The organism is Rheinheimera sp. (assembly GCF_036782235.1).
Taxonomy (GTDB): domain Bacteria; phylum Pseudomonadota; class Gammaproteobacteria; order Enterobacterales; family Alteromonadaceae; genus Pararheinheimera.
Genome location: NZ_DAIPZL010000019.1, coordinates 1 through 20954, shown reverse-complemented (window position 1 = coordinate 20954; position 20954 = coordinate 1). Strand labels below are relative to the sequence as shown.

Below are 20954 nucleotides of genomic sequence, written 5' to 3'. Positions count from 1 at the left end.
ATGCATAAAAAAGCCAATGAAAACACCGGCACTTCCACCGCGACGCACTGATTTGGAGCCTTTATGGACAAAAAACTTCTTGCTGATTTAATCCGCTTTAACGGTATTGAAACAGCCTTCACCGACGCCTGGGGCAATGCCACCGAAGTAAAAGAGCAGGATCAGCTTAAATTACTGGCGGCTCTTGGTTTTGCCATCGACAACGACCCCCTGGCGGCGGCTCAACTGGCAGAGCGGCAGAAGTTACATTGGTTAGAGCCGCTGGATCCGGTCTCGGTTCAGCAGCAGAGCGCAGAGCAGCAATACCGTTTACAAATCAGATTGCCGATAGACGAAGTGCACCAGCAACTGACCGTCACCCTGACCACAGAGCAGGGGCAAACCCATGCTTTTAGCTATAGCGCCATCGATGCCGAGTTGTCCGGCGTGATGCTGCTCGATGACACTGAATATCAGCAGTATGAACATAGTTTTAACTTTGATCTGCCGTTGGGTTACCACCAACTGAGCCTTGCCATTGAAGGTGATGATGAGGTTTATCAACAGTCGCTGATCATTACACCTGAACGTTGTTTCCAGCCGCAGCAATTTCAAACGCAAAAGCAGTGGGGCGTTTCGGTTCAGCTGTATGGATTAAAATCGGACAGCAACTGGGGTATTGGCGACTTTGCCGATTTGGGGCGTCTGGTCAGTTATTTAGCCAAACAAGGTGCTGATTTTGTTGGCTTAAACCCTATTCATGCGCTTTACCCTGCGATGCCGGAATCGGCCAGCCCTTACAGCCCTTCGTCGCGCCGCTGGCTGAACATCATTTATTTAAGTGTGCCGCAAATGCCGGGTTTTGCTGACTGTTTGCAAACCGCAGCTTTGGTCAATGCCCCCCATTTTGTTGAAGCAGTACAAGCGCAGCGCAGTAAAGACTGGGTGGATTACAGCGGCGTGATGCAGCTGAAACTGCCGGCGCTGAAAACCTTGTTTCACTGGTTTACTGAACATCAGCAAGCAAATCCGAAGCTTGCGGCTGATTTTGCAGCCTTTAAACAACAAGGCGGCGACAGCCTGCGTCAGTTGGCGCTTTATGATGCCTTGCATATGCATTTAATTGCCAAAGATCCACATGCCTGGGGCTGGCCAAACTGGCCAGAGCAATACCGTGATGCCCACAGTGAAGCGGTGCAGCAGTTTGCCGCAGCAAATCAGGACGACATTGAATTTTTTAGTTATCTGCAATTTTGTGCCCAGCAGCAGCTGGCCACAGTACAACAACAGGCCAAAGCCAGTGGCATGTTGTTAGGTTTGTACCGTGACCTGGCCGTCGGTGTCAGTGAAGCTTCTACTGAAATCTGGTCAAATCCGGATTTATATTGCCGTAATGCCAGTGTTGGCGCACCACCGGATATTCTGGGTCCTAAAGGTCAGAACTGGGGTTTACCGCCGATGTTGCCTTATCAGCTGTTCCGTCAGGCCTACAGACCGATGATTGAGCTGTTTCGCGCCAATATGCAGGACTCAGGTGCTTTGCGTATTGACCATGTGATGGCGTTATTAAGGTTATGGTGGGTGCCCAAAGGCGCGCAGTCTGCCGGTGAAGGCGCTTATATTTATTATCCTATTATGGATTTACTCGGCATTCTGGCGCTGGAAAGCCAGCGTCAGCAGGCGGTGGTGATAGGCGAAGATTTAGGCACAGTGCCGGATGGCATTTTTGAGCTGCTGCAACAATTTGGTATGTATTCATATCGTATCTTCTTTTTTGAGCAGGCCGAAGATGGTGGTTATATTTCTACTGCGCATTATCCGGTGCAGGCGATGTCGGCATTAACCACCCATGATATGCCGACTTTGATTGGCTTCTGGCATTGTTCTGACTTAAAACTTGGGTTAAAACTCGGGCTTTATACCGAAGAGATTCTGCCTGGGTTATACGCCGACCGGCACAAAGCCAAACAGCGTATTCTGGATTCTTTGCATGGTCATCATGCCTTACCGGCCGATTATCCGCGCTCTGTGGAAAATCTCGGGATGGACCGCACTTTAAACTATGCACTGCAACAACATCTGGCCAAAGGCAGTTGTCAGTTGTTATGTCTGCAGCTGGAAGACTGGATGGAGATGCTGGAGCCGGTGAATGTGCCGGGCACCAGTGACGAATATGCCAATTGGCGGCGCAAACTTAGTATGACCTTAGAGCAACTTGAATCTGCCGGCCACATCAGTGCTCATCTGCAAAATTTGACAGCAAATCGCCGTTCTGGCTTATATTCATAATTCAATAAAAAAACTCCGGTAACTTCTGTTACCGGAGTACTCTGCTTGTTGCGCCTGGTGAACAAGGCCCCTGTCAATGTCAAAGGATATGTTATGAGTCTTGCCTCGTTAGCTGAAGTTCGTTGTGCCCATCCATTTGCCTTATTGGGCTGGCAAAAAGCAGATAAAGGCTGGTTGATTCGGGTGTATTTGCCCAAAGCGAGAGCTGTTGAAGTGCTGGGCTTTGACGATCACAGCAGCTGGGGCCAGATGAACGAAGATAACTCAGTCCCAGGCGTTTTTACCCTGCAGCTGCCGCGTAAACGCAAAACTGAGCTGTATAAACTGAAGGTAACGCAGGGGCAATATCAGTATGAACTGCTGGATCCCTATCAGTTTAAGGAAGAAGCATTTTATGCGGTGCATTATGTTCATATGCGACCAGAGAATCTGTACAGCCAGCTTGGCGCTCAGATCATCAGCCTGCAACTGGGCAAAAAAACGCACAAAGCCACCCGTTTTGCTGTGTATGCGCCACACGCCAGTGCGGTGAGTTTAATCGGCGATATGAACGACTGGGATGGCCGTTGCCATCCGATGGAACGTACCCAGTGTGGCCACTGGGTGTTGGTGTTGCCGCAGGTGGGCGAAGGGGTTCGCTACAAATACGAAATTAAAGACGCCAGCGGTCATTTATTACCGCATAAAGCCGATCCTTTAGCTTTTGCTGCCGAACAATACCCGTCTCATGCGTCATTGGTGTTTGATCACAGCAAATATCAGTGGCAGGACAGCCAGTGGTTACAGCGGGAACATCTGCCTTATCAAAGCCCGATGAGCATTTATGAAGTGCATCTGGGCTCCTGGCGCACCCATACCGATGGTTCGCCTCTGACTTATCCTGAGTTGGCAACAAGCCTTATACCTTATGTCAAAGATCTGGGTTACACCCATATTGAGCTGTTACCTGTGATGGAGCATCCGTATTCAGGTTCCTGGGGTTATCAGCCGCTTGGGCTTTTTGCGGCGACTTCACGTTTTGGCACTCCGGATCAATTTAAAGCTTTTGTCGATGCCTGCCATCAGGCCGGTATCGGCGTGATTTTAGACTGGGTGCCGGCGCATTTTCCGGAAGATGGCCATGGTCTGGCCCGCTTTGATGGTGGCCATTTGTATGAATATGCCGATCCACGCCGTGGCTGGCATCCGGATTGGAATTCCTGCATTTATGATTACGGCAAAGATTATGTGCGGCAGTTTTTAGTGGCCAGCGCGCTGTATTGGCTGGACCACTTCCATATTGACGGTTTGCGGGTAGACGCTGTTGCTTCCATGCTGTACCTGGATTACTCGCGCGAGCATGGCGAGTGGATCCCGAATGTGGACGGTGGCAATCACAACTACGAAGCCATCAGCTTGTTAAAGTGGCTGAATCAGGAAGTGTACGCCCAGTTCCCCAAAGCCATCACTATCGCGGAAGAGTCCACCTCTTTCCATGGTGTGAGCCGGCCTGTCGACCTTGGCGGTCTTGGTTTTGGTTTTAAATGGAATATGGGCTGGATGAACGACAGCCTGAGGTATATCAGTAAAGATCCGGCTTACCGCAAGTTTCACCACAACGACCTGACTTTTTCCATGGTGTACGCCTTTAGCGAAAACTTTATTCTGCCGCTGTCACACGACGAAGTGGTGCATGGCAAAGGCAGTATTCTGAACAAAATGCCGGGTGATGAGTGGCAACAAGCCGCCAACTTACGCGCTTATTATGCTTTTATGTTTGCGCATCCGGGCAAAAAGCTGAATTTTATGGGCAATGAGTTTGGGCAGGGCACAGAGTGGAATCACAATCAGGCCTTGCCCTGGTTCTTGCTGGACTTTGAAAAGCACCGGGGTGTACAGCAGCTGGTACGGGATCTGAACTATACCTACCGCCGCTGCGCAGCTTTGCATCAGCTTGATCACGAACCGGCCGGTTTTGCCTGGATAGAACATCAGGATGCCGACCATAGCACCTTGTCCTTTAAGCGTTACAGCCAGGCCGGTGAAGTCTTGTATGTGGTGTGCAACTTCACCCCAGTGCCAAGGCCGGCTTATTTACTGGATGTGGAGCAGCACGGTGATTATGAGGTGATCCTCAATTCAGACAGCAACTATTACTGGGGCAGCAATTATCCGGTGGGCAGCCATTTGTCGGCCAATCAAGGCGTTTATAATCCGGGCTGGCAGTTACAGCTGGATTTACCGCCGTTATCCACCTTGTATCTGCGCCGGCGGTTAAGCTGATGAGCAGCGATTACCGGTCAGAGGCTGGCGGTATGCTGGCAACTTTTAGCCAAAACACTGCCTTTGTCTGCGGTGTGGGCAGGCCTGCACCACTGGGGCCAAGCAGGCAGGATGATGGCTGGAATTTTGCCGTTTTTGCCCCAGACGCCACGGCGCTGACCTTATGCCTGTATTGTGCTGACACCGAAGAGCCGCTGGCGGAATTGCCTTTTACTGCCCGTACCGGTGACATTTGGCATCTGGCGGTGGTGGGGGTGGCAACAGGCACTTTATACGGCCTGAAAGCTGGCGGTCCTATGCTGGTGGAGCAAGGGCTCTGTTTTGATGCCGAGCGGTTATTAATAGACCCTTATGCCCGCCAGCTGAATCGCGCTCTGGTGTTCAATGACCGGCTTTATCAGGGCCGAAGTCATTATATGTTGGCCAAAGCTGTGCTTGGTCAGGCGGATTTTGACTGGCAAGGTGCGATGAAACCTCAAATTCCTCGCGAAAAAACTATTGTGTATGAAGCCCATGTGAAAGGTATGACGGCGTTGCACCCCGATGTGCCTGAAGAGCTGCGTGGCACCTACCTGGGCATGTGTCACCCGGCCATAATGGCGCATTTAACTGAGCTTGGCATTACGTCAGTGCAGTTGTTGCCAGTGGCGGCTTTTATGAGTGAACCCCGGCTGGAAAAGCTCAAACTCAGCAATTATTGGGGTTATAACCCGATTAATTTTTTTGCGCCTGATCCCCGATATCAGCTGGAAGATGCGGTCAGCGAATTTAAAACCCTGGTGCGCACTTATCATCAGCATGGCATTGAGGTGATCCTCGACGTGGTGTTTAACCACAGTGCTGAGGCAGAAGGTTACAGCTTAAGTTTCAGGGGCCTTGCCAACCGGCATTATTATCTTTTTGAAAGTCATGCTGATATTACCGACTATCAGCAGTATGCCAATTACAGCGGCTGTGGCAATACACTAAATATTGCCAATCCGGCCACACAAAAACTGGTGCTGGACGCGCTGCGTTATTGGCTGACCGAGATGCAGGTGGATGGTTTTCGTTTTGATTTGGCTGTCACACTGGCGCGCGAGCACAAAAGATTTAGCCCTTATGCCGCTTTTTTACAAATAGTGGCGCAAGATCCGGTGTTGTCGCAGGCCAAACTGATTGCTGAGCCCTGGGATGTTGGGCCTTATGGTTATCAGCTTGGCCAATTTCCGGCTTTGTGGTCTGAACTAAACGACAAATTCCGCGATTCAGTGCGCAGTTTCTGGCGCGGAGACAGTGGCACTCTGGCTGAATTTGCCACCAGACTGCTTGGCTCGCGTGATATTTTTCAGAAACATCACAGACCAGCCTGCTGCTCGGTGAACTACATCAGCTATCACGATGGTTTTACACTGCAGGATTTAGTCAGTTATCAGCATAAACACAACTGGCTGAACGGCGAGCAAAACCGCGACGGTCACGATCATAATTTGAGCGTCAATTATGGTGTGGAGGGGCCCACCAGTAATGCCGAGGTGCTGGCTAAACGTTTTTTGCATAAACGTAATCTGGCGGCCTGTTTGCTGTTAAGCCAGGGCATAGTGCACTGGCTGGGTGGGGATGAGCTGAGTCACAGTCAGCAAGGCAATAACAATGCTTATTGTCAGGACAATGACATCAGCTGGCTAAACTGGCAGCTGGATTATCATGCAACGCAGTTTTTAAGTTTTGTCAAACAAATGATTGCCCTTCGTAAGCAGTACAGTTGTCTGCAGCAGTTATCTTTGCTGGACGATCATTATCAGCTGCATGGTGATAAACATCAGATTGACTGGTATCAAAGTGATGGCCGGTTAAAAACCGAAACTGACTGGTACGACAGCAGTGTCAGTTATTGTGTGTTTATTATCCGCAATACCAGTACGGCCCATCAGCTGCTCATTAGCATCAACGCTAGCGCTACGGCTATAGAGGTGACGCTGCCGTCTGCGCAGTGGCACTGTGTGCTTGACACCGCTTTTGAGCAAGGTCTGAGTTCCGTATTAACCCAGGGTGCCGCCAGCTATCTGCAGCAGGGGAGTTCGCTGTCGATTTGGCTGGAACAAGGTTGTTATTAGCCGGGCACTATGGCCGCTACAGTGCAACTGCAATGGTCTGAACAGCATAATCTTTTTCCCTTTTCGCTGCTTTCTGAGTGGCTTTTCCAGTATAATCGCCGGCATTTTGCAGAGCCGGCAGTTCGGAGAATGCTTTGATGACAGATACAACAGTACAGTGTGACATTGGTTTTGTAGGCGCGGGTGTGATGGGGAAAAACCTCATTCTGAATCTGGCCGATCATGGCTACCGTGTTGCCGCTTTTGACCTTGACCATAAAAAACTTGAATCTGTGATCCAGCAAGATGTGCAGGAAACCAATGGCCGTGGCGGCCGGGTGGTGGCATGCAGTTCATATACTGAGTTATTGGCCAAGTTAAGCCGCCCGCATCTGATTATTTTGTCGGTGCCGGCCGGTAAACCTGTGGATGATGTCTGTTCTAAATTAATAGACGCCGGTATTCAGGCCGATGACATTATTGTGGACACGGGGAACAGTCTGTGGACAGACACGGTACGGCGCGAAAAAAGTTACGAAGGCAAGTTTATTTTCTTTAGTACTGCCGTATCCGGTGGCGAAGTGGGCGCCCGTTTTGGCCCTTCATTAATGCCAAGTGGTGACCCTTATGCATGGACCCGCATTGAGCCTGTCTGGCGCGCTATTGCAGCAAAAGTAGACCCAACCACAGGCCGTCCTATTGAACGTTTTGAACCAGGTAATCCTGTGACAGAAGGCGAGCCTTGTGCCACTTATATTGGCGCCGGCGGTTCTGGCCATTATGTCAAAATGGTGCACAACGGTATTGAATACGCCGATATGCAGCTGATTTGTGAAGTGTACCAGGTGATGCGTGACGCCCTCGGTATGACAGCACAGGAGGTTGCCGCTGTCTTTAAAGAGTGGAATCAGGGCATTCTGAACAGTTACCTGATGGAAATCAGCGCCGAAGTGCTGGCCACCAAAGACTCTGAAACCGGCTTGCCACTGGTCGATGTGATTCTGGATAAAGCAGGTCAAAAAGGCACAGGTTTATGGACAGCCGTCAGCAGTCTGGAACTTGGCTGCCCAGCGCCCACTATTGCCGAAGCTGTATATGCCCGTTCTATTTCTACGTTAAAAGAGCAGCGGGTGGCCGCTTCTACCTTGCTGGCGGGCCCGGTGCAGGATAAACCGACCGAAGCCAAAAGGGCACAGGTCATAGCCCAGCTGCATGACGCTTTATACTGCGCCAAAATTTGTGTGTATGCTCAAGGCTTTGATTTGATGAAAACTGCAGGCCTTGAGCACGGCTGGCAGCTGAATTTTGCCGAAATTGCCAAAATCTGGCGGGCTGGTTGTATTATCCGCGCGGTATTTTTGCAGTCCATTACCGACGCTTATGAGCGTAATGATGAGCTGGCCAATCTGCTGGTTGACCCGTTTTTTGCCAAACAAATTTCGGTGTATCAGATGAACTGGCGCCGTGCAGTGGCTGACGCTACTTTGTTAGGCGTGCCGGTGGCAGCATTAAGTTCAGCGCTCAGTTATTACGACTCTTACCGCACTGCGGTATTACCGGCCAATTTATTACAGGGCCAACGTGATTATTTTGGTGCTCACACCTTTGAGCGCACTGATAAGAGCAAAGGTAAGTTTTTCCATGTTGACTGGAGTGCTGCCGGTCGTCCCATGGTTAAAGTAAAATAAACCAGATTTTTTGTAACGTAACGGAGGCCCGATGAAGCTGACAGAAGCGCAGTGGCGTGAACGACTCAGTGACGAGCAGTTTTACGTCACGCGGCAAAAAGGCACAGAATATCCTTATAGCGGCGCTCTGTTACATAACGAAAAAACCGGTGTTTACCATTGTGTTTGTTGTGATGCAGAGTTGTTTGATTCTGCGGCTAAGTTTGATTCAGGTTGTGGTTGGCCTTCATTTAGCCGTGCTTTGCCGGGCAAAGTGCGTTATCTACCGGATAACAGCCATGGTATGCAACGCACGGAAATTTTATGTGCAGCTTGTGATGCTCACCTTGGGCATGTGTTTGACGATGGCCCTTTACCCGAAGGGCAAAGGTACTGTGTAAATTCGGTGTCGTTAAGTTTTGTCGACAGCGATAAGGAAACATCACAAGGTTCAGGCCGCTGAGTATTCGAATCTTGCTGTGCCGCTTGTCGTGACAAGTGCCGTTGTCAAGATTTCACCAAGTGCTGAGACTGTCCGCCTGAAAAGATAAAAAAACCGCTGAGAGTTACTCAACGGTTTTTTTATCTGTACATCTTTTTATCCTGTAAACTGGCCTGACGTTATCCGGCAAACTTTTGTAGTTAAGTGGGCCATCACCTCAGAACGCAGGTACTTTAAACCGACCTTGCTGGATGCTGTCAATAGTGGTATCGGCGATATCTTCAATACTGTCTGTTTCAATTTTTTGCTGAGCCAGTTCCGATTTAATGTTTTTAAATTCAATACGTTGTACACCCGCATTTTCAGCCAGTAATGCCCAGTGGTAAGACTGGGGAAATTTTTTCTGTTTGTAATAAATAGTGGTCAGGGCTGTATATATTTCCGGATCCACCTCGGCCGCTGCCGGATACAGACTCAGTGCATGATGCAGAATATCAATGGTTTTTTGTGGATTGCGTTTCATGTAGTAACTGGCAAGAGCGATTTGGAGCTCTGGGGTTTCCAGTTCTTTTTTCTGTTCAGCCTGTAAAAACTTCGCCAGATGAGATTCACTCTGGTTGCGCGACCAATGGTAATGCAGCAGGTTCGGATCCAAAGAGCTGATTGTTTCATCATTCAGTCTTTTGATTTCTTTAAGGCTGGTCAGATAACCATTTACTCTGGTGGTTTTTTTCTCTTTCAGCTTGATATGTTCGATGCCGGAAGCAAGTTCGATACATTTTGAGTATTTTTCAAAACCTATCAGCAATTTATATTTGTTCTTGTCCGACGGCATTTTTTGCTCGTCATAACGGCCGAAAATAACGTCTCTGCGTTCCAGCTTGCAGTGAGAATCGTCATTTAAGTCACTGCAAATGCCCGGTTTTTCCTCACAGACCTGATTGACTGTTAATTCTTTTCCACCGCAGGCGACCAGGCTAAGCAGCAAAGGACTGACGTACCATAATTTCATAAGCATCTCCACAAAGGCGATTTTTATCATAACCAATAGCACCGAAAAAATCTTTTGTAATTGTTGTTGTAGTATTACCAATTCAATTACAATAAGCCGCCTCGCGTCAGGCAACCCTACACTCAACTGATTTAACTTACGAAGTAGAAGGCGACAGCATGACCTTATCTCACGAAGAACAGTATCAACGCAGCTGGCAGGAACGCCAGGAAATTGCTGAAAACATGCAGCCGATCATCGGCCGGTTATACCGTAACAAAGCTGTTGAACTGGTGGTTTACGGCAAACCATTGGTGAATGCGACCACTATCGATATCATTAAATCTCATAAAACGGTTGAGCGTTTTGAACAACAAAAACTGCGGTTGCGTGAGAGCTTCCCGGTGCTTGAAGCCATCAGCAAAATGAATCTGGCTCCGGGTCGTATCGACCTTGGTAAGCTGGCTTTTGCTTATCATTACAAAAATGCCGCTGAAGGTTTAACGCTGGAACAATATTTACAGCGCGAGCTGGAAGATTTATTAGACCACGACGACAACATCAAACCAACAGACGTGGTGCTGTATGGTTTTGGTCGTATCGGTCGTTTATTGGCGCGCCTGATGATTGAACGCGCCGGCCCAAGTGCCAAATTACGTCTGCGTGCCATTGTGGTGCGCGGAGGCCGTAAAGGCGATTTAGAAAAACGTGCAAGTTTATTGCGTCGTGACTCTATCCATGGCCCATTTAACGGCAGCATCACTGTGGATCAGGAAAACGGTGGTATTAAAGCCAACGGTACCTTTATCAAAGTGATTTATGCCGACTCGCCAGAGCAGGTGGATTACAACGCTTATGGTATTCATGACGCCTTAGTGGTTGATAACACCGGGATCTGGAAAGACGATCAGGAACTGTCGATTCACTTTAAAGCCAAAGGTGCTGCCAAAGTGTTGTTAACAGCGCCGGCCAAAGGCAATGTGAAAAACGTGGTTTATGGTGTAAACCACAAGATGATTAGCAAAGAAGACAATATCGTTTCTGCTGCCAGCTGCACCACCAATGCCATTACACCGGTATTAAAAGCGTTAAATGACGAATATGGTATTAAAAATGGTCACGTTGAAACTGTGCACTCTTATACCAACGACCAGAACCTGATTGATAACTATCACAAAGCTGAACGTCGTGGCCGTGCTGCACCACTGAACATGGTGCTCACGTCAACCGGTGCAGCTTCTGCGGTTGCCAAAGCTTTGCCTGAACTAAAAGGTAAACTGACCGGCAACGCCATTCGGGTGCCGACACCCAACGTGTCTATGGCAATTTTGTCATTAAACCTGAATAAAGAAACCAACCGTGACGAGCTGAATGCTTATCTGCAAAAAGTGTCGTTGTTCTCTGAATTGCAGGACCAAATTGACTACACCAGCTCCACTGAAATCGTCTCCAGCGATTTAGTGGGTTCACGTTACGCCGGTGTGGTGGATTCTCAGGCCACTATCGTCGATGGCGACCGCTGTGTGTTGTACGTGTGGTATGACAACGAGTTTGGTTACAGCACTCAGGTGATCCGTGTGATGAACGAAATGGCGGGTATTTCTTACCCAACATTGCCACTGGCACGTTAATCAAATTGTGTTGTGAATAAAGCCGCCTAGTGCGGCTTTATTATTGATGATCCCCAAACCGACACTGCAGTACGACTTTGGCATGCCGTTGCATTTTCAGCACAGCCAGACTGTGTTAACCTCAGCACCTTTTTTACATTGACGGAACCTTCAGTTATGAAAATTACCAGTAATTTTGACAGCGGTAATATCGAAGTTATTCAGGCCGATAGCGTTGATAACATCCAGCTGGCCATTCGCAAAGACCATAATTCAGATTTTTATCAATGGTTCCATTTCCGGCTGCATTCAGAAAGTTTTGAGCCTCATACCATTAAAATTACCAATGTCGCCACTTCAGCTTACCCTGGCGGCTGGGCTGACTATCAGGCCGTTGCTTCTTATGATCGTGAAACCTGGTTCCGTGTGCCAACCGAATATGATGGCAAAGAGCTGACCATTCATCATTACCCTGAAGCTGAGTCGGTGTATTTTGCCTATTTTGCACCATACAGCTACGAGCGCCATATGGACTTATTAAGCCAGGCGCAGGCAAGTGGCATGTGCCAGCTGGTTGATTTGGGCAACACCCTGGATAACCGTGACATGAGCATGCTGGTCGTCGGTGAGCCGGCTGAAGGTAAAAAGAAAATCTGGATCACTGCACGTCAACATCCGGGTGAAACCATGGCTGAATGGTTTATCGAAGGTTTATTAGACCGTTTATTGGATGAAGATGATGGTGTGGCGCGTGAACTGCTGCAAAAAGCGGTGTTTTATGTGGTCCCCAATATGAACCCGGACGGCAGTGTACGAGGTCATTTACGTACCAACGCAGCCGGTGTCAACCTGAACCGCGAATGGCAAACGCCAAGTATGGAAAAAAGCCCGGAAGTTTATCTGGTGCGTCAAAAAATGCTGGAACTGGGTGTGGACATGTTCCTGGATATCCATGGTGACGAAAACCTTCCATACAACTTTGTCGCCGGTGCCGAAGGTGTGCCATCGTACAATAGTAAAATGGCCGCGCTGGAAACTGCCTTTAAACAAGCTTTGTTAACGGCAACTCCGGAATTTCAGACCAAGTTTGGTTATGAGCTGGACGCGCCGGGTCAGGCCAATCTGACCATTGCTTCGACCTGGGTGGCGGAGCAGTTTAAGTGTCTCTCTTATACCTTCGAAATGCCGTTTAAAGACAACGCCAATCTGCCGGATGAACAATTTGGCTGGTCTGATGTTCGTTCAATGAAACTGGGTCAGGATACGCTGGTTGCTGTGCGCGCAGTGGTTGATCAGTTATAAACTGAATAGCCCGGTTATCTTTCACAAATGGCACCTTCAAGGTGCCATTTTTTATCGGTCAGAGCACAAAACAAGCCGTGGCTATGGTTTGCAACAGCAGTCATTTGCTTTATAGTGCGCTGTCAAAAGAGGTGATGTATATGGCGATTATTGCTTGTCCTTACTGCGATAAAAGAGTCTCAGATAAAGCTGCCAGCTGTAACCATTGCGGCAACAATCTGTCGGAAATTTCAGTTGAAACCTTAAAACGTATGCAGCGGGACAATCGGCTGGCCAAAGGGCAACAGCTGAACAATCATGCCATGTTGGCGTTGGTGCTGTTTCTGGGCAGTTTCACCTGGTTTTATTATCAATCACCCGAGCCGGATTCATGGCAGCAAAAAGCACTCTATGCCGCTATGGTGGTGGGTTGTGTGTGGTACCTTGTGACCAAAGTCCGCATTGTGATGTACAAGAGAAAATAACATGGATTTTCATGCCTTGGTTGCAGCCATGTCTGCAGAAACTTACCAGAATCTGGTGGAATGTGTTGCCACAAAACGCTGGGCGGACGGCACTGTGATGAGCGATCAGCAGCATGCACAGAGTATGCAACTGGTGATGGCTTATCAGGCCAAAGTTCTGCGTTCAGACGAACCCTTTACCGTGGGAGCTGACGGCCAAATGGTGGTCAAATCCAAATCCGATATGAAAAAACAATTCGCTGGAGCAGCCGCCCCGGCGCCTGCAGCTATGGATGCTATTGCAAGGTTTTCGCATGATGATCTTTAAACGTTGGTTTAAGCCAAAATGGCAGCATGAAAATGCTGCAATCCGTCAGTTGGCAATTGCCGAACTTGATCAAAAAACACCGGCGCAGAAAGAGATCCTGCACGAGCTCGCCTTTAACGACGGTGCCGAAGCAGTGCGCCGCACTGCGCTTGAGCGGTTAAACGAGTTTTCGTTATGGTGGCAAGCCAGTAAACATGAACCAGCAGAGCGGCTGAAACATTTTGCTGAACAACAGCTGGTACAAATGTTGTTGGAAAACAAAGTGTCGCCGCATTTAAAAGCTCAGTTTATCAGCGAATGTAACCGCAGCAGTATTCTGGAAAAGTTAGCGCAAACCGAACAGGACGCTGAGCTGAAATTCAGCTTATTACAGCGTCTGGGCCGTCAGGATTTATTCCAGCAGGCGGTGCTGGACAGCAGCCTGAGCCTGACTCAGCGTCAGCAATTATTGACCCAGCTTGACGATGACAAAACGCTGGAAAAACTAAGCCGCAGTTTAACCGGTGAACTACGTCAGTTTGCGGACTCTTTATTAGCTGCACATGCTGAGCAAAAACAAAAGCCGGAGCGCATCCGCAAACAAGTGGTGTTGCTGCTGGCTAAACTCAATTCAGTGCGGGAAAAAACGGACCTGGCTGAACTGCAACAAAAGTATCAGGCTTATCAGCAGGAATGGCAGCAGTTAGTGCCCGAGCTTGATTGCCTGTCAGATGCAGCAGATTTTATTGAAAAATATAATAAAGTGGTCAGCCTGACCGAACGCTCGCTGGCCCCTAAACTGGCAGAATTTGCCAAAGCCCAGCAGCAGCTGGCGGCGCAATTAGCTGCACAACAGCGTTTTGAACAGATACAGCAAGAAGTTACAGCGCTGGAACAGGTGCTTGCTACAGCGCTTGGTGAGGCTGAACTGACTATGGCTGCCGGATATCAGCAGCAGCTGGATCAATTGGTTGCCACAGTTCAGGCTGCCGATTTACCTGCTTCTGGCCAAACACAGCTGAATCAGCAACTGCAGCATATAGCCCGGCAGCTGGAGCAATTACCAGCGCTGGCCGACGCCATGGCGCAGGCCGCCCGCTTATTGGCCGAAGCCGCCACCCGGACCTTGCCACAACAGGGTGATGATGTGGATGCCGCCTATCAGGCCTTCAAACAATGGCAACAGCAGTGGCAACGGCAATATAAAGTGCTGAAACAGCTGATGCCGGAAAGTTTCAGCAGCAGTTATCAGCAGCTGGTGCAGCAGTGGCGTGAGCACTGTGAGCCTATGCTCGCGCAACAGGATAAAACATTACGCTTGTTAAAAAGCAAAATGGCCGAATTTAAACGCCTGCATCAGGCCGGTAAATTTAATGTGTTATTTGGTCTTTTTAAAGGCATCAGCGCTGACTATCAGCAGCTGGGTGCTGTGCAGCAACAAAGCCTGCAAAAAGACTATCAGCAGCTGGAAGCCCAGGTGCAGGATTTAGCGGATTTACAGGCTTATATTGCCACGCCACGCAAACAGCAGCTGGTTGAAACCATGCAGCAGCTGGCAGAGGCGACCGACATCACACCAACTGAACGTGCCGCTGCGGTAAAAAATGCCAGAGCACAGTGGAATACGCTGGGCCGCGCCGATGCTGAGTTAGAGACGCAGTTAAATGACGCTTTTAACAGTGCCTGCGAGCTTGCTTTTGCGCCATGCCGTGACTATTTCGCAAAGCTGGATGCCGAACGCGCACAAAGTGCTGAACGTAAAACACAGTTGCTGGCCAGGATGCAGGAAGCTGTAGTACAGAATGTCAGCGGAAAAACGCTGGATAGCCTGATCACCCAGTTCAGCAAAGACTGGCAGCAAAGTGGTGTGGTGGAAAAAGAGCTGTATGCGAAGTTGCAGCCGCAGTTCCAACAGCTGCTGAATAGCCTGAAAGAACAGCAAAAAGCTCAGCAACAGCAAAATGCGGAACATAAAGCTGCGTTGGTGCAAGCAGCGCAAGAGCTGGCAAAGAACCCGAATGAACAGGCCGGTAGCGAGCTTAAAATTCTGCAGCAACAATGGAAGTTATTGGGTTATGCCGGTAAAACCCAGGACCAGCAGTTGTGGCAGCAATTCAGAGCAGCTTGTGACAGCTGGTTTGAAAGCCGCACTTTGGCAAAACAGGCCATGCAGCAACAGCTGAGTGCCGAGCGTGACGCTCAGGCTGAAGTACTGGCCGCGCTCACTGAAGCTGTGGTAGCCGCGACTGATGAAAAATCTATTCAGCAACAGTTACAGCAGCTGGCGCAGTTTAAAGCAGTCGATGAGACACAAGCCGCCGATGTCAAAAACTTAAAGCAGCAGTTACAACAACGTTTAGCCGACTTACAACAAAATGCTGAGCTTGACAGCTATCGTCAGTTATTTGCTGCGCTTGACAAAGATAAGCCTGAACTCACTGATTTCCCGCCGATTTACCGTTTGGTGTTTAATCAGCAGCAGGAAAAACAACTGTCGCGTGCTGACTTAACACTGGCGCTGGAATGGCTGGCCAAAGTGGATTCACCGGCAGATTTGCAGGGGCGGCGTCAGCACGTACAAATGCAGCTGCTGAGTGACAAACACAACAGTGGTGAAGCTGTCACCCAACCTCAGTTGTTGTCGCGCTGGCTACAATATGGTGTTGTCACTCAGGCGGAAAAACCTTTGTTAGCCAGACTTAAAGCTATTTATCTGCCATCGCAATAAAGCAGATAACTTTTAAACGCCTTAGTAAAAAAGCCCTGTCAATATCAGGGCTTTTTTATGGCAAATCAGTTTATGTCTTTACCTAAGGTTGTTGCGACAAGGTGCTTCTTAGCCCGTCGTCAGTTCGCCTCTTAAACTGGTTTGCATCTGGGCGCGGATCTGTTCGGCGTTTAGTGGCTGACTGAGTAAATAATGCAGTTTGGTCAGGGTTGCTTCCAGCGTCATATCATAACCGCTGATCACCCCGGATAAACGCAGTGCGTTGCCGGTGGCGTAACCGCCCATATTTACTTTGCCTTTAAAACATTGGGTGCAGTTCACAATAATAGTGCCGCGCTCTGATGCTTCTTTGAGGGTGCTGAGAAGCGCTGGATCCTGAGGTGCGTTGCCGACACCATAAGATTTGATAATTAAAGCCCGCACTGGCGCTGCCGCCATATTTTTAATCACATCCACGCTAATGCCTGGGTATAAGGTCACCACGCTGATAGGTTGTGGTGTAATTTTCGCCACTTTGAGCGGTGCAGCTGGTGCTGAGCTTGCAAGTTGGCCGGCCAGCATTTCAATATGAATACCGGCCTGCAGTAGCGGCGGGAAGTTAGGCGAGGCAAAAGCATTAAAACCATCCGCATCTGCTTTGGTGGCTCTGTTGCCCCGAAACAGCTGGTTATTAAAATACAAAGCCACTTCAGCAATAGGGTAATACGCGGCCAGATATAACGAATTGAGTAAATTCACCTGACCGTCGGAGCGCAGCTGTGCCAGAGGAATTTGCGAGCCGGTGATAATCACAGGTTTGGTCAGGTTTTCCAGCATAAAAGACAAAGCTGACGCTGTGTAGGCCATAGTGTCGGTGCCGTGTAACACCACAAAACCGTCATAATCGTCATAATGGGCGCGGATATCTTCGGCAATATGTAACCAATGGGCTGGTGTCATATCGGATGAGTCAATCACCGGATGATATTCATGAATATCAAACTGTGGCATCTCGGGGCGGTAAAATTCCGGCATGGCTTTGACTGTATCTGACAAAAATCCGGGCACCGGAATATAACCGTTGGCCGATTTTTGCATACCAATGGTACCGCCGGTGTAAGCAACATAAATTCGTTTTTGTGACATAAGGGCAGGGCTCTGGTTTTTTCACTAGTGTAAACTTTTAGCGCAGTGCTGTCAGTCTGGTCTGTGCTGCAGTTTCATTTGTGGTTGCCGTCCGTTTTTTTTGTGTACAGAACAGACGGCTTCTGGTGAAAAGCTGAGCAAACAAACCGTTTCGTGAAAAAAACCACTTTACAACTTTTGTCAGACTTTCTATCATGCCGTCCATCGCGGAGAGATGGCAGAGTGGTTTAATGCACCGGTCTTGAAAACCGGCGAGGGTTAGTAGCCCTTCAAGAGTTCGAATCTCTTTCTCTCCGCCACTTCTTCTAAACCACCTGACAGGTGGTTTTTTTGTTTTTGCGCCTGCCATTTTTATTGCCGCCACGCTCTGCGCCGACCTCTGACAGTGCCTGTTTTTACCGTAGCAAATTCAGTTGCGCTCAGCTATGCTAGCGAACATTAACACCCTCATTTGGGTCAGGTTTTTATTCTGCGGAGCCACAATTGATTAACGTGTTGTTGGTTGATGATCATGAACTGGTCAGAACCGGGATCAGCCGGATCCTGAATGATGAGCGTGGCATCAAGGTGGTGGCACAAGCCAGCTCGGGCGAACAGGCAATAAGCTACTGCCGCAATGAATCAGCTGATGTGGTGACCCCTGATGTTGTGCTGATGGATATGAATATGCCCGGCATTGGCGGTATGGCGGCCACTAAACGTATTCTGCATTATTGCCCTGACATTAAAGTGCTGGCGTTGTCGGTTTCTTTTGAAGAGCCGGTGCCCACCAAAGTGATGCAAATGGGCGCTGCCGGTTTTATTTCAAAAAATGCCGCCCCTAAAGAAATGATTGAAGCTATTCGCAAAGTGGCCGCGGGGCAAAGGTATATTTCCGATGAAGTGGCGCAAAAAATGGCACTGAGTAAAATTCAGTCCAGTAGCGCCAATCCGTTTGATGAGCTGTCTGAACGTGAGCTGCAAATTATGCTGATGATCACCAAAGGGCAGAAGGTCAATGACATTGCCGAGCAGCTGAATGTCAGTGCCAAAACAGTGAATTCTTATCGTTACCGGATGTTTGAAAAACTGGCGATCAGCGGGGATGTAGAGCTGACTCACCTGGCACTGCGTCACGGTATGATTGACATCGTCTGAGCCTCTGATTTTGCCGTCTTCCCAAACTATCTTTGATGCCAAAGCATTTCTGGCAACTGTACCTCAGTTGCCGGGGGTATATCGTATGCTTAATGCCGAAGAGACAGTGATTTATGTCGGCAAGGCCAAAGATTTAAAAAAACGCCTGTCGAGTTATTTTCGGGTGAATGTGCCCGGGGTTAAAACCCGCGCTTTAGTCAGCCAAATTCAGCATGTGGAAATTATTGTCACCCATAGCGAAACTGAAGCGCTGATCTTAGAAAATAACCTCATCAAGCAGTTTATGCCCAAATACAATGTGCTGCTTCGTGACGATAAATCTTATCCTTATATTTTGTTGACCGATCACAAGCATCCACGTTTAACCTCCCATCGCGGGCCGCGTAAAGTGCCCGGTCAGTATTTTGGCCCTTATCCAAGCGCTGGTGCTGTGTGGGAAAGTTTAAAATTACTGCAGAAAATATTCCCGGTACGCCAGTGTGAAGATGGTTTTTACCGTGCCCGTACCAGACCCTGTTTGCAATATCAGTTAAAACTTTGTTCGGCGCCTTGTGTGGGCAAAATTTCCGACAGCGCATATGCCGAGCAGGTGCGGTTAACTAAATTGTTTTTATCCGGTAAAAATCAGCTGGTGATCGACGATTTAGTGCAGCTGATGGAGCAGGCCAGTCAAAACCTGGAGTTTGAGCAGGCTGCGCAGCTGCGTGATCAAATTGCCGCGCTGCGTACAGTGCAGGAGCAACAAAGTGTCAGCGGCGAACACAGTGAAATGGATGTCATTGGTTTTCATTACTCACATGGGGTTGCTGCTGTGCATGTGCTTTTTGTGCGTGATCAGAAAATTCTTGGCAGCAAAACCTATCATCCCAAAGTGCCGCATCAGACCGAACCCGGCGAAATTCTGCCGGCTTTTTTGCTGCAGTTTTATTTAAACAATATCAGTGGCCAGAAGGTGCCGCGTGAAGTGGTGCTTGGCATTGAACTTGAAGATTCAGATGCCATCAGCGCTGCGATTAGCGCGCAGGTAGGATATAAAGTCAGCCTGCTGGCAGCCAAACGCGGCGAAAAAGCACGGTATTTAAGCCTGGCAGAAAAAAATGCTGAGACGGCCTGCAACAGTAAACTTAGTGTCAAAGAGCAAATGGCGGTGCGCTACCGTGAGCTCAAAGCTTTGTTGAAGCTCAGTGAACTCAAAAGGATGGAATGTTTTGATATCAGCCATACCATGGGGCAGCAAACCATCGCCTCTTGTGTGGTATTTAACGGTGAAGGGCCGGATAAAGGTGAATACCGCCGTTTTAATGTGGAAGGTATTACGCCTGGTGATGATTACGCCGCCATGCTGTTTGCGCTGAATAAAAGATACGGCAAGTTGCAGGATGAAAGCAGAGTGCCGGATTTAGTGCTGATTGACGGTGGTTTGGGCCAGTTAAATCAGGCCATTCTTTTTTTCAGTGATTGGCATTTAGCAAAAAAACCGCTACTGCTTGGGGTTGCCAAAGGCACCAGCCGTAAACCCGGTTTAGAAACACTCATTCTGGCCGGCACCGATAAAGAAATGAGTTTGCCGCCGGATGCACCAGCTTTGCATTTAATCCAACAAATCCGTGATGAAGCGCACAGATACGCCATTACCGGACACAGAGCCAAAAGAGGGAAAAAAATGGTGCAAAGTCCGCTGGAAAATATCGCCGGAATAGGTGAGAAACGCCGGCAAGCTTTGTTACAATATCTCGGTGGTTTACAGGGCGTGCTGAAAGCGTCAGTACAGGAGCTGGCAACAGTACCTGGTATATCCAAAACGCAGGCCGAACTCATTTATCAGGCTTGTCATAATAAAAACTAATGACGTATTTGAGATCCCATTGATGTGGAATATTCCTAATCTGTTAACTTTGTTCAGAATTTTCTTAATTCCGGTATTTGTGTTCTGCTTTTATTCCACCCATGAGCATGCCCGTTTTCTGGCCGCTTTTGTGTTCTGGCTGGCCGCTATCACCGACGCATTGGATGGTTACCTGGCCCGTAAGTTACAACAATCCACTGCATTTGGTGCCTTTTTAGACCCTGTTGCCGATAAAGCTATGGTTGCAGCTGCTTTAGTGTTGATAGCCGTAGACATGCAAAGTTTGTGGGTGACTATTCCAGCTTTTTTAATGATCAGCCGCGAAATTATTATCTCTGGATTACGTGAATGGATGGCCGGTGTTGGCCGTGGCGCTCAGGTCAAAGTGTCTGATATGGGCAAATGGAAAACTGCAGTCCAGATGTTGGCGCTGATTGGTTTAATCTGGCAACCTGTGGATTGGATCACTCAGCTGGGCATGCTGTTATTGTATCTGGCCACCTTATTAACTGTCTGGTCTATGGTGGCTTATCTGCAGGCGGCGTGGCAGGATTTAAAGCAATAATCAATAACTTGCTGCTTTATTCGGCAGGCAAGTTAAAATTTGAGCAAACGATTTGCAATCTGCAAGTTTCTGGTTGACGGAATTATTAAACTCAGTAGAATGCGTCTCGTGTTAAGGCAATAGCCTTTCTGGATGCGGGCATAGCTCAGTTGGTAGAGCGCTACCTTGCCAAGGTCGAGGTCACGA

15 protein-coding genes and 1 tRNA gene are annotated in these 20954 nt (G+C 48.7%); 14 read left to right on the top strand and 2 right to left on the bottom strand.

All coding sequences use genetic code 11. The annotated features are described in order from the left end of the window. The first annotated feature begins 63 nt into the window (after positions 1-63). The 5 genes from malQ to msrB all read left to right on the top strand — a co-directional run bounded on the left by malQ (position 64) and on the right by msrB (position 8735). Positions 64-2268 carry a 4-alpha-glucanotransferase gene (gene malQ, locus V7P87_RS15360; RefSeq protein ID WP_333798218.1) on the top strand — a complete coding sequence of 735 codons (2205 nt, stop codon included), beginning with the start codon at positions 64-66 and terminating at the stop codon, positions 2266-2268. A 93-nt stretch (positions 2269-2361) separates the two neighbouring features. Continuing rightward, positions 2362-4530 carry a 1,4-alpha-glucan branching protein GlgB gene (gene glgB / locus V7P87_RS15355; protein ID WP_333798217.1) on the top strand — a complete coding sequence of 723 codons (2169 nt, stop codon included), beginning with the start codon at positions 2362-2364 and terminating at the stop codon, positions 4528-4530. After that, positions 4530-6626 carry a glycogen debranching protein GlgX gene (gene glgX, locus V7P87_RS15350; RefSeq protein WP_333798216.1) on the top strand — a complete coding sequence of 699 codons (2097 nt, stop codon included), beginning with the start codon at positions 4530-4532 and terminating at the stop codon, positions 6624-6626. The genes glgB and glgX overlap by 1 nt, the downstream gene beginning before the upstream one ends. 137 nt (positions 6627-6763) lie before the next feature. After that, entirely contained in the window at positions 6764-8293 is a 1530-nt protein-coding gene (gene gndA, locus V7P87_RS15345; RefSeq protein WP_333798215.1) for an NADP-dependent phosphogluconate dehydrogenase, read from the top strand. 31 nt (positions 8294-8324) lie between these two features. Beyond that, on the top strand, positions 8325-8735 hold the full coding sequence (gene msrB / locus V7P87_RS15340) for a peptide-methionine (R)-S-oxide reductase MsrB (RefSeq protein WP_333798214.1): 411 nt from the start codon (positions 8325-8327) through the stop codon (positions 8733-8735). Positions 8736-8931: 196 nt separating this feature from the next. Here msrB and V7P87_RS15335 read toward each other — a convergent pair whose 3' ends face one another. Next, a complete protein-coding gene (locus tag V7P87_RS15335; RefSeq protein ID WP_333798213.1) occupies positions 8932-9726 on the bottom strand; it encodes a DUF2989 domain-containing protein in 795 nt (264 codons plus the stop codon). A 158-nt stretch (positions 9727-9884) separates the two neighbouring features. Here V7P87_RS15335 and V7P87_RS15330 point away from each other — a divergent pair, with 158 nt between their 5' ends. The 5 genes from V7P87_RS15330 to V7P87_RS15310 all read left to right on the top strand — a co-directional run bounded on the left by V7P87_RS15330 (position 9885) and on the right by V7P87_RS15310 (position 16095). After that, positions 9885-11336, top strand: a complete 1452-nt coding sequence (locus tag V7P87_RS15330) for a glyceraldehyde-3-phosphate dehydrogenase (protein WP_333798212.1) — start codon at positions 9885-9887, stop codon at positions 11334-11336. 156 nt (positions 11337-11492) lie between these two features. Beyond that, on the top strand, positions 11493-12617 hold the full coding sequence (locus V7P87_RS15325; RefSeq protein ID WP_333798211.1) for a M14 family metallopeptidase: 1125 nt from the start codon (positions 11493-11495) through the stop codon (positions 12615-12617). A 140-nt stretch (positions 12618-12757) separates the two neighbouring features. Next, positions 12758-13081 carry a zinc ribbon domain-containing protein gene (locus tag V7P87_RS15320; RefSeq protein WP_260657815.1) on the top strand — a complete coding sequence of 108 codons (324 nt, stop codon included), beginning with the start codon at positions 12758-12760 and terminating at the stop codon, positions 13079-13081. Between the two features lies 1 nt (position 13082). Next, positions 13083-13388 (top strand): YeaC family protein, encoded by a 306-nt coding sequence (locus tag V7P87_RS15315; protein WP_333798210.1) that lies wholly within the window; start codon positions 13083-13085, stop codon positions 13386-13388. Beyond that, positions 13378-16095, top strand: coding sequence for a DUF349 domain-containing protein (locus V7P87_RS15310; RefSeq protein WP_333798209.1), 2718 nt, complete (start codon positions 13378-13380; stop codon positions 16093-16095). The genes V7P87_RS15315 and V7P87_RS15310 overlap by 11 nt, the downstream gene beginning before the upstream one ends. A 108-nt stretch (positions 16096-16203) precedes the next feature. On the opposite strand, the gene ansA is transcribed toward V7P87_RS15310, so the two are convergent. Continuing rightward, complete coding sequence (ansA, locus tag V7P87_RS15305) at positions 16204-17220, bottom strand: asparaginase (RefSeq protein ID WP_333798208.1); 1017 nt, start codon at positions 17218-17220, stop codon at positions 16204-16206. 208 nt (positions 17221-17428) lie between these two features. Here ansA and V7P87_RS15300 point away from each other — a divergent pair. From V7P87_RS15300 to pgsA, 4 genes are all read left to right on the top strand, one after another. Then, positions 17429-17519: transfer RNA gene (locus V7P87_RS15300), tRNA-Ser, on the top strand. Between the two features lie 193 nt (positions 17520-17712). After that, positions 17713-18357 carry a UvrY/SirA/GacA family response regulator transcription factor gene (gene uvrY, locus V7P87_RS15295; protein ID WP_442967980.1) on the top strand — a complete coding sequence of 215 codons (645 nt, stop codon included), beginning with the start codon at positions 17713-17715 and terminating at the stop codon, positions 18355-18357. A 28-nt stretch (positions 18358-18385) separates the two neighbouring features. Then, the gene (uvrC, locus tag V7P87_RS15290) at positions 18386-20203 is read left to right on the top strand and encodes an excinuclease ABC subunit UvrC (RefSeq protein ID WP_333798247.1); all 1818 of its coding nucleotides are present in this window, start codon (positions 18386-18388) and stop codon (positions 20201-20203) included. 22 nt (positions 20204-20225) lie between these two features. Next, positions 20226-20768, top strand: a complete 543-nt coding sequence (gene pgsA, locus V7P87_RS15285; RefSeq protein ID WP_333798206.1) for a CDP-diacylglycerol--glycerol-3-phosphate 3-phosphatidyltransferase — start codon at positions 20226-20228, stop codon at positions 20766-20768. Positions 20769-20954: the final 186 nt, after the last annotated feature.

Coding starts and splice junctions, on each gene's coding strand:
- malQ (WP_333798218.1), top strand. CDS start 64: ATGGACAAAAAACTTCTTGCTGATTTAATCCGCTTTAACGGTATTGAA.
- glgB (WP_333798217.1), top strand. CDS start 2,362: ATGAGTCTTGCCTCGTTAGCTGAAGTTCGTTGTGCCCATCCATTTGCC.
- glgX (WP_333798216.1), top strand. CDS start 4,530: ATGAGCAGCGATTACCGGTCAGAGGCTGGCGGTATGCTGGCAACTTTT.
- gndA (WP_333798215.1), top strand. CDS start 6,764: ATGACAGATACAACAGTACAGTGTGACATTGGTTTTGTAGGCGCGGGT.
- msrB (WP_333798214.1), top strand. CDS start 8,325: ATGAAGCTGACAGAAGCGCAGTGGCGTGAACGACTCAGTGACGAGCAG.
- V7P87_RS15335 (WP_333798213.1), bottom strand. CDS start 9,726: ATGAAATTATGGTACGTCAGTCCTTTGCTGCTTAGCCTGGTCGCCTGC.
- V7P87_RS15330 (WP_333798212.1), top strand. CDS start 9,885: ATGACCTTATCTCACGAAGAACAGTATCAACGCAGCTGGCAGGAACGC.
- V7P87_RS15325 (WP_333798211.1), top strand. CDS start 11,493: ATGAAAATTACCAGTAATTTTGACAGCGGTAATATCGAAGTTATTCAG.
- V7P87_RS15320 (WP_260657815.1), top strand. CDS start 12,758: ATGGCGATTATTGCTTGTCCTTACTGCGATAAAAGAGTCTCAGATAAA.
- V7P87_RS15315 (WP_333798210.1), top strand. CDS start 13,083: ATGGATTTTCATGCCTTGGTTGCAGCCATGTCTGCAGAAACTTACCAG.
- V7P87_RS15310 (WP_333798209.1), top strand. CDS start 13,378: ATGATCTTTAAACGTTGGTTTAAGCCAAAATGGCAGCATGAAAATGCT.
- ansA (WP_333798208.1), bottom strand. CDS start 17,220: ATGTCACAAAAACGAATTTATGTTGCTTACACCGGCGGTACCATTGGT.
- pgsA (WP_333798206.1), top strand. CDS start 20,226: ATGTGGAATATTCCTAATCTGTTAACTTTGTTCAGAATTTTCTTAATT.